Source organism: Shewanella sp. BC20, assembly GCF_003129585.1.
Lineage (GTDB): Bacteria > Pseudomonadota > Gammaproteobacteria > Enterobacterales > Shewanellaceae > Shewanella > Shewanella seohaensis.
This window is the reverse complement of record NZ_NHRI01000005.1, coordinates 154,882-170,038: the sequence shown is the minus strand read 5'-3', so window position 1 is coordinate 170,038 and position 15,157 is coordinate 154,882. Positions and strand designations below refer to the sequence as shown.

10 protein-coding genes are annotated in these 15,157 nt (G+C 48.5%); 8 read left to right on the top strand and 2 right to left on the bottom strand.

Annotation, left to right across the window (positions count from 1 at the left end; all coding sequences use genetic code 11):
* Window positions 1-121: 121 nt before the first annotated feature.
* On the bottom strand, window positions 122-4,675 hold the full coding sequence (locus CBX96_RS07795; protein WP_109286292.1) for a biotin carboxylase N-terminal domain-containing protein: 4,554 nt from the start codon (window positions 4,673-4,675) through the stop codon (window positions 122-124).
* 122 nt (window positions 4,676-4,797) lie between these two features.
* Between CBX96_RS07795 and CBX96_RS07790 the strand changes: the two genes are divergently transcribed.
* Window positions 4,798-5,709 carry a LysR family transcriptional regulator gene (locus CBX96_RS07790; RefSeq protein ID WP_011621492.1) on the top strand — a complete coding sequence of 304 codons (912 nt, stop codon included), beginning with the start codon at window positions 4,798-4,800 and terminating at the stop codon, window positions 5,707-5,709.
* A gap of 302 nt (window positions 5,710-6,011) precedes the next feature.
* Here CBX96_RS07790 and CBX96_RS07785 read toward each other — a convergent pair whose 3' ends face one another.
* Window positions 6,012-6,809 (bottom strand): OXA-48 family carbapenem-hydrolyzing class D beta-lactamase OXA-436, encoded by a 798-nt coding sequence (locus CBX96_RS07785; RefSeq protein ID WP_058842180.1) that lies wholly within the window; start codon window positions 6,807-6,809, stop codon window positions 6,012-6,014.
* A 348-nt stretch (window positions 6,810-7,157) separates the two neighbouring features.
* Between CBX96_RS07785 and CBX96_RS07780 the strand changes: the two genes are divergently transcribed.
* From CBX96_RS07780 to CBX96_RS07750, 7 genes are all read left to right on the top strand, one after another.
* Complete coding sequence (locus CBX96_RS07780; protein WP_109286291.1) at window positions 7,158-8,312, top strand: hypothetical protein; 1,155 nt, start codon at window positions 7,158-7,160, stop codon at window positions 8,310-8,312.
* Between the two features lie 178 nt (window positions 8,313-8,490).
* Entirely contained in the window at window positions 8,491-9,096 is a 606-nt protein-coding gene (locus CBX96_RS07775) for a SprT family zinc-dependent metalloprotease (protein ID WP_109286290.1), read from the top strand.
* 126 nt (window positions 9,097-9,222) lie between these two features.
* On the top strand, window positions 9,223-9,999 hold the full coding sequence (endA, locus tag CBX96_RS07770) for an endonuclease EndA (protein ID WP_109286289.1): 777 nt from the start codon (window positions 9,223-9,225) through the stop codon (window positions 9,997-9,999).
* A gap of 8 nt (window positions 10,000-10,007) precedes the next feature.
* Complete coding sequence (gene rsmE, locus CBX96_RS07765) at window positions 10,008-10,739, top strand: 16S rRNA (uracil(1498)-N(3))-methyltransferase (protein WP_055648161.1); 732 nt, start codon at window positions 10,008-10,010, stop codon at window positions 10,737-10,739.
* Window positions 10,740-10,845: 106 nt separating this feature from the next.
* Complete coding sequence (gshB, locus tag CBX96_RS07760; protein WP_109286288.1) at window positions 10,846-11,793, top strand: glutathione synthase; 948 nt, start codon at window positions 10,846-10,848, stop codon at window positions 11,791-11,793.
* 73 nt (window positions 11,794-11,866) lie between these two features.
* Window positions 11,867-13,261 (top strand): alkaline phosphatase, encoded by a 1,395-nt coding sequence (locus tag CBX96_RS07755; protein ID WP_109286287.1) that lies wholly within the window; start codon window positions 11,867-11,869, stop codon window positions 13,259-13,261.
* A 219-nt stretch (window positions 13,262-13,480) separates the two neighbouring features.
* On the top strand, window positions 13,481-14,509 hold the full coding sequence (locus CBX96_RS07750; protein WP_109286318.1) for a methyltransferase: 1,029 nt from the start codon (window positions 13,481-13,483) through the stop codon (window positions 14,507-14,509).
* Window positions 14,510-15,157 lie beyond the last annotated feature (648 nt).

Here is a 15,157-nt window from a genome sequence, read left to right as displayed (position 1 = left end):
ATAATACCAATACACCAAACTTATACGTGTAAATAATCCAAGACTCGAACTTTGGCTCTAGGGCGCAAAAAAATACCCGCCGATTGGCGGGTATTTCGATTCTGTTATCGCTTAAGCAAGATTAATCTTCAACTGGCGACACCACGAAGAGTAAGTCACCTTGCGATACTTGCTGACCATTGCTGTTCAGAATACGCTCGATGCGGTACTTCTTATCTTCAGGGTACAACACAGCGCCTTGACGGTTGAAGCCGGCTAAGTTGACCTGAGAGAACATCTTCATCGCTTCAGTTAACGCAAGCGTCTGGTCTGCAGTCACAATATCGCCTTCTTTCACGAAGTCAGGTTCGCCAGGGGCTGGAGAGGTATAGAAGATACCTGCGCCTTGGGCTAATACTTTCAGTTCATTACTTTCACCGACACGCAGTGACTCAGTCTCTACACCCACGGTTTCGGCAGCGGCTTCCATTTCAGCGATCAGTGCTGGAATGTCGAGCTCAGCCATGAAACGTGGCAGGTAGTTAGTGTCGTATACGCCTTCTTTGAAGGTGCCATCGCTTAGGATCAGTTTCAGCAATGGAATGTTAGTCGCGATACCTTTAAGCACTACGCTGTCTAAGTAAGCGTGCAGTTTCGCGATAACGTCTTCACGGTTTTCACCGCGCATAATCACCTGAGCGATCAAGCTGTCGTAGTATGGCGATACTTCTTTACCCGCTGCGGCAATCGAGATGATTTCCACATCTGGATGATCTGGGAATACACATTCGGTGATCTTGCCAGGATTTGGGATCAGTTGGAGTACACCATGGCTGTCCAGTGCTGCTTTTTCTGCAGTCACACGCACTTCCATCGCATAACCGATTTCTTTCGGCTCTAGGTTCTCGATTGAACGGCCCGCAGCAATATCAAACTGCGCGCTCACAATATCGATACCAGAAGTCGCTTCAGTTACTGGATGCTCAACCTGCAGACGGGTGTTCATTTCCATGAAGTACACTTCGTTCGCATCTAGGTTATAGATGAACTCAACTGTACCTGCGCCCATGTAATCGGTCGCATCACCTAAAGCACGGGTGTAATCCAGCACTTGTTTCTTCAGTTCTTCTGGCAGCATAGTTGAGCCAGACTCTTCAACCACTTTTTGGTTGTTACGTTGTACAGAACAGTCGCGTAAACCCAGAACCTTAGCGTTGCCAAACTTGTCACGCAGTAACTGCACTTCGATGTGACGTAGTGATGTTACATATTTCTCTAAGTACAAGTCGCCGTTACCAAAGGCCGCAGCCGCTTCGGTAGAGGTCTTTTGGAATAAACCAATCATATCTTCAGGACGTTTAACGACCTGGATACCTTTACCGCCACCACCTTGTACCGCTTTGAGCAGCACTGGGTAACCAATTTCATTGGCCACGTTCACCGCTTGCTCAGCGTTCGTCAAAATACCGTGAGAACCTGGTACTACTGGTACGTTTTGGCTTTGTGACGTCTTAATCGCGTTCGACTTGTTACCCATAGTCGTCATTGAATGCACACTAGGACCAACGAAGTTAACCCCATTGTTCACACACAATGCCGCAAATTGTGGGCTTTCAGACAGGAAGCCGATACCTGGGTGCAGTGCATCAACTTGCTCGTATTCGGCCACTTTGAGTACTGAGTAAGCATTCAGGTAACTTTCGTCAGAGGTGTTACCCCCTAAGCAGACTAACTTGTCTGAGTCTTTCAGCATATCCGCAGGTACGGCGGTCATGTCAGGATCTGACGCCACTAATACTACGTTGATATCGTTATCGTGGGCCTTACGGATCAACTTAACAGCGGTACAACCACGGGCATGAACCAATACTTTGTTAATTGGTTTCATTAACTTACGTGGATCGTTTTGGACAATCACTTCTTCTTCAACAGGCGCTTCAACAACCAGTGTTGATAGGGCGTTGATGATCACGTCATTGATCTTCGCCGTTGGCATTGGCATCAGCGGATCGATGCTCGCCAATTGGTTATCTAAGGTTTCGCTGAATGGGTTGTGGACTAAGCCCGCCATTGCACCTGGTACTTTCGACAAGTAGTTAGACAGTGTCGAAGTCGAAGGCAAGTAAGCTGGAACCACCATTTGACCTGCGAATGGCATGTTAGTACCAGACAGGTAATAGGTTTGCACTAATGGGTGAGTCACGAAACTCGCCTGCGCACCACCGGTACAGTCACCAAAACCGAACATCAGTACTGGCAATTCGTTATCACGGATGAAACGAGTGATACGGTCGTTCACAACAGCCATAGAGAACAGTGCCGCAGCACCTTCTTTAGTCTGCATACCGCCTGAGCTGATAAAGCAAACAACAGGTAGCTTACGCTTAGCACACTCGATCAGCAGCGCAGAGAATTTCTCAGCACTCGCCATATCGAAGGCACCCGCTTGGAATGCAGTGTTAGACACAGCCACACCCACACGGACTTTTTGACCTTTTTCTTTAAAGTCAGCAATACCTGTGATCAGACCGCAAGGACGAATGCCTTTGTCTAACGCATCTTCGATTGAGAGACGGAAACCAGGGAAGTTAAGCAAGTTGGCCGACATTTTGTCGCCATTGATCTCTTCAAAATGAGTGAAGAATTGCTTAATCACATTTTCCCACGTCATCTTGCCGGTACGTTTTTCGTCACGTAATACTTTTTGGATCAGTAAGTCCTGATAACCCATGGTCAAGCGGTTCCAGAAGTCCTTACGACGACCGATACGCACAGGGTTAATCGCGCCAGTGTACTTGCTGTTATCGCTTTCACTGTCGAAGTATTCAGGCAGTAAACGCTCGAAGAAGTAAGTCAGGATAACGAATAAACTGTCGTTAAGTTGTGGGAAGCCCACACTCTTCCACTGCTCTACACGCACCAATAAGTCAGCACGGTTAGATTGGCCCATAAAGTACTTAAGCCACTTGTAGAATTTCGCCTTGTCGTTAGCGGTATCCTGAGTCGACAGCGCATGGTCAATTGACTTGTGCAGCAGGTTGTTCACTGAGTTACGCGACAGGCTCTTAGACATCATGGCTTCTTTCGCGATAGACGCTAAGCTGCCCACAACGTTGTCGTACAGTGAGTTAAAGATCAGGATGTTATGACATTGCCAAATGAAGTCTTCACGCAGTTCGTCGTTCACAACCACATCGAGCACAGTCAGTTGATTCAGTTCAGGCCACTTGGCTTGAGTCACTGATTTTGGCAGATTTTCAAGGTGCTGGATTAAGCCCTTGAAGTTGTTTGCCGCGTTGCTCTTCCAGCGGTGATATAAAGACCAACCGATGTTAAATAACAACGCCTTACGTGCTTTTTTGTAGTTCTCTTTTGGTTCACCCAAAATCAAACGAGTCAGCATGTTACGCTCGGTAGACACTTCATCACGCTTAGCAATAAAGTTCGCCCACAACTTGTTTAGATCTTCATCGTAAACCAGCTTATCAGGGCTTGATAACCAAGCTTGGAATACACGGTCTTGCTCTTGCTGGATACGAGCTAACAAGTCACCTTCAGGCACGCTAACACGTGACAAACGTCCGTATTGCTCCTGAGAGATTGAATGAATGCGGCTACGCAGCGTTAAATAACGCAGGTAACGGTAGGCACTACCAAACAGGTTGTGATGGTTGGTCGGGCTAGTTGCCACGGCCAACTCGGCGTTTAACTCTAACGCCATCAGGTTTTTAGATGGGTTAAGGAAACGCGCTAAACTGCGGTCATAGTGCTCACGTAAATCTTTAGATTCACGCACAAAGTTGATCGCTGCACGTTCAACAGCTTCGATACTGCTGATGATAGCGCGGCGTAAATTGTGCTGACGCTCGTCACGGTCACCAGGAGAGAAATCGATAATGCCATCGATACAACCCGCGGTGTAAAGCTCTTCTGGAGACACGCCCACAGACTTAGCACATTCCTGCCATGACAGGTTGTACTTACGCGCAATACTCTGCAGACCTTGCGGCTGAATCGTGTTGAAAATACCATCGCGCAGCGATAACAGAATGTTGGCCGCCGCTAATGGAATCGCGCCACCCGAGTAACCCGCACCGATAACGATACCGACTGTTGGCACGTCAACGTTGGCACTCTCAGCGATCGCCTTAGAAATAGAATGGGCTTGATTTTGGCTGTTGGCCACTTCGCCCGCATCGGCCCCTGGGGTGTCGATGAGGTAAACGATAGGCATAGACAATTCGGCGAAATGACGAATCGCTTTACAGGCCGCATAGTGATGCTCAGGCATCCACGCGCCGTTAGCCGTAGTACGCTCTTGGGCAATAAAACCGATACGACGAGTGCGTGAACCGAAATTCAGCTCGACCTCAGCGCTGTAGAAAGAACCCAAGTGAGTTTCGGTAATCAAGCGACCTTTTAGGTCAGCAATGATACGTTTTGCACCAGGACGACCTTTATCTTGGGTCGGCTGGATCACTTTTGCGACGTAACCATCGACATCTAACGATGCCAAGTCTTTTAAATTTGCCTGAATGGCGTCATCGTTTAAAAGACCTTTAATTTCATCTGATAAGCTCTGTTTACTGTGTTTAGGAAACAGAGAAAAATCTTTTGCCAAATGCTCGGCTTGTAAAAAAAGCGGATCGGGCGTTTGGGCTTGAGTCATGTGTGTGGGCTGATTATTGCTGGTCATCAAAAGATCCTCTGCTTTAGCCTCTGAAAATTTTTAGCCAATAAATATAACTTTGTTATCCCGCCAAATGCCATTAAACTGCATAAGACGCTATGTTCCAAATATGAGACAGTGGGAAAAACATGCCAGATTTAAACGGTATGATGCTATTTGCAGCCGTAGTTAGAGCGAAGGGATTCTCCCAAGCTGCACGTGAAACCGGCCACCCAAAATCCACCATAAGTCGCAAAATCGCGCAGCTCGAAGAAGAACTTGGCGTGCGATTATTACAACGCGACACCCGCAACTTAAGCCTTACTCAAGTCGGGGCCCTCTTTTATCAACACTGTGATTCCATTCGCAATGAGGTGGAAGCGGCCAAGGCTGTTATCGAGAGTACCCATGATGATGTGTCAGGATCATTACGGATAGCTATTCCAGTCTCTTTTAGCCAAGAATTAATCGCTAACCTCTGTAGCGGATTCATGCGTTTATATCCCAATGTGGAATTAGATGTCCAGTTTACCGACAACGATATCGGTTTAGTGGGTGAAGGATATGACATAGCTATCAAATATGGGCCACTACAATCCTCTGATCTTGTTGCAAGATTACTGTTCGAGCGCCAGCCCATTCTCGTGGCAAGCCCAGCCTATTTAAAAGCCCGAGGCACGCCTGCTACACCCAAGGAATTAAGTGAACACAGTGGTATCTTACTCGGGACATCACGTTCAGCGCCCATTTGGCCCCTCGGTAAAGGCGCGCGTAAGACCATGGTGAATTTTCAACGTAAGGTTAGGGTTAATAGCCCTATTATGGTCAAGCAGTTAGCCCTCGATGACTTTGGCATTGCCATGCTATCCAACTCCGCATGCAAAACGGAATTAGCGAATGGTCAACTAGTTCCCATACTACAAGAATGGCCAATCGAACCCTTTAAGGTCTATGGGGTGTATTCCAGTCGTCGCCAATTAGCCACCAATATCAGTGCCTTCTTGGACTTTTTCGTCAAACGCTTTAGTAGCCAAGAAAGCCTGCAATCCTTGATGGGCTAAGCACTTTATCGCAGCGATATTCCCCTTTGCCTATATCGCCACTCCTTGATTCACATCCCTACGTTGAGTGACCATGCCGTTGAGATAACAAAAAAGCCTAGCGAATTGACTAGGCTTTTTGCGTTTAGGAATAAGGTACGACTGCTCAGACTAACTGGTAGCGCACTGAGTATAAGTCTATTGTGTCTGACCGAATTAAACATGAGCCATTAGCGATAAGCGCATCGACTATAAGTATTTTGTCCATATAACTTTACAGCTTATATGACGGCTATTTTACACAAATGCGCCGCTAACCACTTCTAAGGAATAATTTTTTCCTGTTTCAGCACTGCTTTCGTAATGGTTTGACGCAACCCTAAGCCCTCAGCGGTGGGCATATCCATATTTGTCGCGAAGAACCACACATTGTCATCCAGTTCGATCCAGCCAACCCACCAACCGATTTTCGGTTCAATTCTGACCGAATAGCCAGTTTTCGCCCGGATAATATAGTCGGCATTTGCCTCGGTCAGCATGGCTTGTTTCACGATGCGCTGACTACGCTCAGAAACGTGCAGCTTGTTGTGGTACAGCTTGCGTAAAAAAGCGATTTGCTGGGTAGCCGAAATGCGAATACCACCATCGAGCCAAAAGCTGTCTAAATTGCCCGAGATATCCTCATTGCCATAATCGAAGGCGTGCAGCATTTTACTCATACGTGCCTCACCAATTTGGCGGGCAAATTCTTGATAAACAGGCACAACCGAGTACTTCATCGCGGTGATTAAATCATGGTCACGATTCCACGCGGCGATATCTCGCGTCTGTCCATCCCATTTAAAGACTTGATGCTCATCCTTAACCACACCTAAGTCCAAGGCAATTAAACTGTTTGGGATCTTAAAAGTCGATGCCGGTAAAAATGCTTGGTTTGCCCGTTTAAGATCGTTGGTAAACCCCTGCTGTGTATTCTCGTTCCAGAGCACAACCACGCCTTGGGTTTTATGTTCGCTAAAGTGAGCATTCCAGCTCTTGTTCTCTTGCCACTCCTTTGCCACCGCAGGCATGCCAATCATCGTTGTCACCATCAACACAGCCGATAAGGCTAACGCACGCATAATGTCCCCTTGCCTAATGCAATAAATCCATAAAAATGAGGCGCTAAGAGTAGCACCGTCTTGGCGGGCTTTCCCTAGCAAACTGCTGACCAATTGTGGCAAAAATAAGGCAGGCGCTTATGCCGCGTTTCTCGCCACTCAACGCTGATTAACGCCCGCGCACCGACCTCAATATGCAAAACAGGAATAAGATCCTCGAATCACTCTAGGTAAACTCTTATACTCAAAACAATCATTGTGACTTTTTGGCATAAGTTACATCCTCTATAGGATGAAGCAAACCCAAACGCCTTAGGAACATCGCCCTTTTCCAGCAAAATAAGTGATTAAAATAAAAAGGAAACGCCAATGTTAAAGCCCAGCCTCGTTTTTATCCTCGCCAGCACAGTGGCGCAAACCGCAGGTGCAGTACAACTCCTAGGAGATGTGGAAGTGTCCCGCATTCCCACTGCAGAAAAAACCATGGCAGAAGTGGTCAACCGCTATCAAGCCTTGGACGAAGGCTTGGCGACTCAGCTTTCCGCACAGAAGAATGAACGCGATGCAACCCAACTTGCCGCTCGTCAGGGGCATAGACTGTGGCAACAGGCGGTGCGTGATGTGCAGTCAGGGCACTTTGACGACAGATCCCTCTACTGGGCTCGGCTCTCAATGTTAAATAGCATCAAGAGCAATAGCGCCAATTTCAAAATGGCCGATTGGCAACAAAATATTTTAGCCAGCGCCGTCGAAAAGGCATCACGCGGTTTTAGCGATATCCAATACGGCGACGATGTGCAGATAAAAATCTTCCTAACGGGATTCGACCCTTTCTTCCTCGATAAAGACATCAGCCAGAGCAATCCTTCAGGCTTGGTCGCCCTCGCCCTCGATGGTTTTAGGTTTGATATCAACGGCAAAAAAGCCCAAATCGAAACCGCGATGATCCCAGTGCGCTTCGAGGATTTTGACCAAGGCATTATCGAATCCTTACTCAGCCCGATTTATCGCGATCCTAAAACCCAGTTTGTCTTTACCGTCAGCATGGGCCGCAGCGACTTTGATATTGAACGCTTCCCAGGCCGTAACCGTAGTGCAGCAGCGCCCGATAACCAAAATCTATACACAGGCGGAAGCAAAACCGCGCCTGTCGCCCCCAAACTCAATGGTAAAGACTTTATCGGCCCTGAGTTTGTTGAGTTTTCACTGCCCGTCGCCGCCATGCAGGTCAAAGACGGCCAATGGAAAGTCAACGACAACCATACAGTGACCACACTAGCGCGCGGCGAATTTAATGCCAGCTCCCTAAGCGAGCTGCAAAATGAAACCTCGGTCGAAGGTTCTGGCGGTGGGTATCTCTCAAACGAGATTTCTTATCGCGCCATTGTGTTACAGCAAAAGTTCAACAGCCCTGCCAAGGTCGGCCATATCCACACTCCAAGGGTGAAGGGCTACGACAATGCCACTGAACAAGCCATCGTCGAGCAAGTGCGTACTATGGTGATGCAGGCAGCGAGCCTGTAACAGTCGCAATACTGGCATTGTCGGCAAGCGTTCGTTATGATGCGAACGCTTGCCAAAACGCTTGTCGAGCCACCTTGAATAAGGGTTTTGGACTCGTGAAATTCTAATAGATGCCTTGCGATAGTTAGAGATATTGTTTAATTGATGCTTTGCAAAATAAGAGTTAACGCCTAAGTCTATGTTTAACCCGAGATCCCTACTCAATAGCCTGCGCCGTAAAGCCATCTCATCCACGAGTATCACCTCAGCAACGGCGGCTAACTCGGCCACGTCACAACGCCAGCCAAAGCCGCTGACACCTCTGCAGCAACAAATCTTGGTACGCATCGAAGACTGTTACCAGCAGGCGGAAATCTACTTCAAGCGTCCATTTGCGCGGCCGCTAACCCAATTTACCCTGCGGGGACGGAGTGCGGGCACAGCCCATTTGCAACAGAATCGCCTGCGCTTTAATCCCGTATTGCTCAGGGAAAATAGCGAAGCCTTTTTAGCTGAAGTGGTGCCCCACGAAATAAGCCATTTGCTCTGTTTCCAACTCTTTGGCAAAACCAAGCCCCATGGCCGCGAGTGGCAATCCATCATGCTCAAGCTGTTTAAGGTGAGCCCCAATACCACCCACAGTTTCGATACTCAGTCGGTTAAAGGGAAAGACTTTGAGTACCGCTGTGCCTGCGGTCCGGTTAGGCTGAGCATCCGTCGCCATAATAAAGTATTGCGTGGTGAAACCCGTTATCTATGCAAACGCTGCCATACCCACCTCACCTTTATCGAAGCCGCCGAATAATCCGCCATACACCAAATCCTCCGCCCAAAGTACGAGCGATTTGCATAAGGCGCGGTATTTCCCTTACCATTCAGGCATAAGAGACGAGCCATAGGCTCGCGTAGTACAGATTACTTTTTGGGATAAATATTGAACAACACCAAGATAGCCTTAAGGTCTCGGCAAGCCTTGCTGTGCCTATTCAGTTGGCTGGCGGTTTCGACCTCAGTCCATGCCTCTCCTTCACACCCCAATAGTTTTAGTCAAGCCAAGGTCTTGTCCCAATCTTTATATCAAGGCAGCCGTCAGGGCACCTTGCCAGCGGTCAGTTTTTATTGTGGCTGTGATATCCAAATAAAGGGCAAATCCTGGAAGCCAGATCTCAACAGCTGCGGCTATCAAGTGCGTAAACAAGAGACCCGCGCCAACCGCATCGAATGGGAGCATATAGTCCCTGCATGGGAATTTGGCCATCAATTACAATGCTGGCAAAAGGGCGGCCGTAAAAACTGCGCCGATAACAGTCAAGAATTCAATAAAATGGAAGCGGACATGCACAATCTGGTGCCCGCGATTGGTGAAGTGAACGGCGATCGCAGCAACTTCCGTTTTAGCCAATGGAACGGTAAGGCCGACCAATATGGTCAATGCACTATGGTCATCGACTTTAAGAATCGCCAAGCCCAGCCGCCCGTCAATGCGCGTGGCAAGATTGCCCGTACTTACCTGTATATGCAGCAAACCTACGGCCTTAAAATCGCCTCGCAGCAATTAAAATTGTTCAAAGCATGGGATAAAAGCTATCCAGTTGATACTATTGAATGCAAACGCGATAACGCCATAGCGCAGATCCAAGGTAATCATAATCCCTTTGTGCAGAATGCCTGCAATGCGCCGCCACTGCGCCAACAATTAGCCGAATAAGGTCGACAATGAGAGTTCCAAGAATTTATCAACCTCAACCATTAGCCGTAAATCAACAGCTGAATTTAGATGAGGATGGCGCAGCCCATATTGGCAAAGTGTTGCGTATGGGCAGTGGCGAACACATTAGCCTGTTTAATGGCGATGGTCATGATTATCTTGCCGAAATTGTCGATGCGGGAAAAAAATCGGTCACGGTAAAAGTGCTCTCCAGTGAGGCTAATCCATCGGAATCGCCCCTCAACCTGCATTTAGGCCAAGTGATTTCCCGTGGCGATCGGATGGAGTTCACCATTCAAAAATCCGTTGAGCTAGGGGTGAATACCATTACACCACTGTTTTCTGACCGCTGCGGCGTCAAGCTCACGGGTGAGCGTCTCGAAAAGAAAATCCAGCAGTGGCAAAAGATTGTGATCAGCGCCTGTGAGCAATCTGGCCGTAGCCAAGTGCCCATCGTTCGCCCCGCCATGGAATTACAGGAATGGTGCAGCGAACCGACCAGCGCACTCAAACTCAACTTGCACCCAAGGGCGGCACACGGTATCAATGGCTTAGACTTATCCCATACCCGTGTACGCCTGCTGATCGGCCCCGAAGGGGGATTATCGGCGGAAGAAATCGCCATGACGGAAACCTACCAGTTTACCGATGTGTTACTCGGCCCCCGAGTGCTGCGCACCGAAACCGCCTCACTCACGGCGATTACCGCGCTGCAACTTAGATTTGGTGACTTAGGTTAAATCTAAAACGGTTAAACGTCAGCGGGTAACACTGGCTGGCGAATCGATTACTGGCTAATCCATAAATGCTTTTTGCCTGCGACGGCAATCAATAAGGAACAGATTAATGATAAAACTCGGCATAGTGATGGACCCCATCAGTGAGATCAACATTAAGAAAGACTCCAGTTTTGCCATGCTAATGGCGGCGCAGGAAAGGGGTTACCAACTGTTTTATATGGAAATGGCCGACCTCGCTATGGTCAACGGTGTTGCCATGGGCAATATGCGTCCATTAACGGTTATCAACGATGCCAATAAATGGTTCGAACTGGGCGAGGCCAAAGACACGCCGCTGAGCGAGCTGAACGTGGTGTTAATGCGTAAAGACCCGCCGTTCGATACCGAATTTATCTACGCCACTTACATGCTAGAGCGCGCCGAAGAGCAAGGCGTACTGATTGTGAATAAACCGCAAAGCTTGCGCGATGCCAACGAAAAACTATTCACCGCATGGTTTAGCGAATTTACGCCAGAAACCATAGTGACCCGCGATGCCAATCGCATCCGCGCGTTCCACCAAGCTAAGGGCGATATCATCCTCAAGCCATTAGACGGGATGGGTGGCACCTCGATTTTCCGCGTGAAGCAGGACGACCCTAACCTTGGGGTGATCATCGAAACCTTGACCCAATATGGCAACCAATACGCCATGGCGCAGGCTTTTATTCCTGAAATCACCAAGGGCGACAAGCGTATTCTGGTGGTGGACGGTGAGCCCGTGCCCTACGCCTTAGCGCGTATTCCGAAAAAAGGCGAAACCCGCGGTAACTTGGCCGCAGGCGGCAGCGGTGTTGCCCAGCCGTTATCGGACTCAGATTGGAAAATCGCCCGTGCCATTGGCCCTGAGCTGAAAAAACGCGGCCTGATTTTTGTGGGTCTGGATGTGATTGGTGACAAGCTGACCGAGATTAACGTCACTAGCCCAACCTGTATCCGTGAAATCCAAGCGGCATTCGATGTGGACATTACTGGCATGCTGTTCGATGCCATCGAAGCCCGTCTTGCCCAGTAAGCTTGTACACCTACAAGATAATATTATTCATTGAAGGCGCCCACAGAGCGCCTACGACTTCTAGGGATCTGATATGAGTTTCACCAAAGCGCCACTGTTATTGCTTGGTATGAGTTTATGGCTCTCCACCTCCGCACTGGCAGTTGAAGCAGGAGCGAATGAGACTGGCCCAGTAAAAGCCCCCTCACGCCCGAAAAATATTGTGATCATGATTGGCGACGGCATGGGGCCTTCCTATACCAGTGCCTATCGTTATTACAAGGACAATCCAGATACCGAAGAAGTCGAACAAACCGTCTTCGACCGTTTATTGGTTGGCATGGCGAGCACTTATCCCGCCAGCGTCAGTGGTTATGTCACCGACTCGGCCGCCGCCGCGACTGCCCTCGCGACAGGAGTCAAATCCTATAACGGCGCCATTTCGGTCGATACACAAAAACAGCCACTGCCTACCATTTTTGAAAAGGCCAAAACCTTAGGCTTGAGCACGGGTGTGGCGGTCACGTCGCAAATCAACCATGCCACGCCAGCGGCCTTTTTATCCCATAACGAGAGCCGTAAAAACTACGACGCACTGGCATTAAGTTATCTCGAAACCAACGCCGATGTGTTTTTAGGTGGCGGGCAAAAGTACTTTCCTCCAGAGCTGTTAGCCCAGTTCACCGCCAAGGGTTATCAACACATTGCCCGCTTTGACGATCTGGCCAGCATTACCCAGCCTAAGGTCTTAGGTTTGTTTGCCGAGGTGCAACTGCCCTGGGCGATTGATGAAAAAGATGCTAAAAAACTCAGCACCTTGACTCAAAAAGCCCTGAGTTTACTGTCGCAAAATGAGCAAGGCTTTGTGCTGCTGGTCGAAGGTAGCCTTATCGACTGGGCTGGACACAACAATGATATCGCCGCCGCCATGGGCGAAATGGATGAATTTGCCAATGCAATTGAAGTCGTCGAACAATTCGTACGCCAAAATCCCGATACCTTAATGGTGATCACCGCCGACCATAATACTGGCGGGTTATCGATTGGCGCCGATGGTAACTACAACTGGAATCCCGAGATCCTACGTAATATCTCGGCAAGCTCAGATACCTTAGCCCAAGCCGCTCTTGGCGGTGACACTTGGCAAGCAGACCTATCCCGCGGTTTAGGCTTTGAATTGACCGAAGAAGAAGTGACTAAGTTAAATGTTGCCAGAATGCAGGGCTTAGAAACCATGGCCGTTGCGATTCGCCATGTGATTGATAAACGTACCGATACGGGTTGGACGACCGGCGGCCACACAGGGACTGACGTGCAAGTCTTTGCCGCAGGCCCAGCCTCTGAGTTGTTTAACGGTCATCAAGACAACACAGATATCGCCAATAAGATTTTTAGCCTGTTACCTAAGCCTAAAAAGCCAAAAGCCACCGCACAGGTATCGACTCCAGCTCCAGCACCAGAACTAGCACCAGTGCAGTCTCAGGGCTAATTTGATGCTATTTACAAAAAATAGCCTAAGCGAATATCGCGCCGGCTAACAGATAAAAGGCAACCGTGTTAACACAGTTGCCTTTTTTATTGGCTTTCATTCCACACCGTTTCGAGTGAGCGCTGTTTTGCTGCATCCCTTAAGTCGGCGGCTTGCAGGCTGGCTCGTAGCCGAATAAGGGGTATAATGCCCGCACTTATTTTTTACGGTAGCCATGCAGTGTTAACAAATCCATCGCAAGTCATTATCCGCAATCAGGAAACCCTGAGCCAACATAAAGTCTTAGTGCTAAACCATGAGGCAGACTCTCTGCCCAAAGCACTGCTCGATGTCGCCCAGTCCGTCGATGCCCTCGCCTTGGATTACCACCATTACCTGCATTTAGCGCCGCAGGCTAATGCCAAACTGCGCTGCTATTTTGGCCATCACCTGCCCCACCAGGATAAGTACGACACTGTGGTTGTGTACTTTCCTAAGGCTAAGCCGTTAGCGCCCTACTTGTTTAATCTGGCCGCTCAGCATTTAGTGGCAGATGGTCAACTCTTAGTCGTGGGTGAGAACAAAGGCGGGGTTAAATCCTTAGTCAAACTGCTGCCGAAATACTTTGCCACTGGCGTCAAACTCGATAACGCGCGCCATTGCCTACTCTTTGGCAGCAGCCTAATCGATACCGCCCCCGAGATTAAACTCAGCGATTGGACTAGCCAGTATCAACTCGCCACCCCGCAGGGCAATATCACCATCTGCAACTTAGTCGGTGTGTTCAGCGAGAAGCATTTAGACCAAGGCACAGAGCTATTGCTGTCGCATCTGCCAACGCTCTCTGGGCGAGTACTGGATTTTGGCTGCGGCGCCGGTGTGATTGCCGCTGCACTGTTAAAGGCACAACCGACACTGTCGCTAGAATGTATTGATATCAATGCCATGGCACTGGCGTCTTGCGAACTTACGCTGGCAGCAAACGGCATGACGGCCAAGGTCTATCCCTCCGATGGATTGGCGCAAACCAGTGGAAAATTCGACGGTATTATCTCCAATCCCCCGTTCCACGATGGCCTTGCCAGCACGACCAGCATTGCCCAAGGTTTTGTCGCCGATAGTGCCAAGCAATTACAATCTAAAGGCATTTGGCAAATTGTCGCTAACCGCCACCTACCCTATTCGGACACCATCGCCGCCGAGTTCGGCCAATTAACCGTGCCAGCAGAGAACAACAAGTACAAACTCTATTCCTTCCAACAGGCCTAATCTTTCGCCCCGCTCGCTTGTGAGTGGGGCATCCTTAATTTGACTCTAGGATGCACCAAGGAATAAAGGCTCGTTAAGAATGACGAAGATAACGCCGTCCCTATCAAATACGCCCATTTTGAAATCAAAAATACCCCAACAAATAAGTTAACGCAGCCATCTCTTAAATAGCATTTATTACCATTGAACGGTTCATCTGACTAAAAAGCTAATGCTCCATTCCGTGCTTCGGCTCGTTAGCTCAATCGAAAATTCTCACTCCTGTTGCGATACAATTCTTTTCTATTTGCCTATGTTTGGCCCTGCGATAAATCGACTGACAATGTATGGGTATATTCATATTTAAATTGAGGTATTTTTGAATAATTTGAAGACAATATCAGTGCGCATTAACCCCATTCGCAACAAATAAAACGTTATAAAATCAATTGACTATAGTAGCTGGCTTTTAGTTAATAGGTTTGGAAAACGCGCATGCGCGTTTTTCCAGATGGATTACTTATATGAAAAGCGGCAGAAAGCTGATAAGTTCTTTTCATACAGATAGTTAACTGTGCGCGCTTTCACTGGTCCAACGAGGTAAACGCGCATGCGCATGAATAAAATGTTATGCATTCAATTAACCATATGAGCAATTTTAAGGAATTA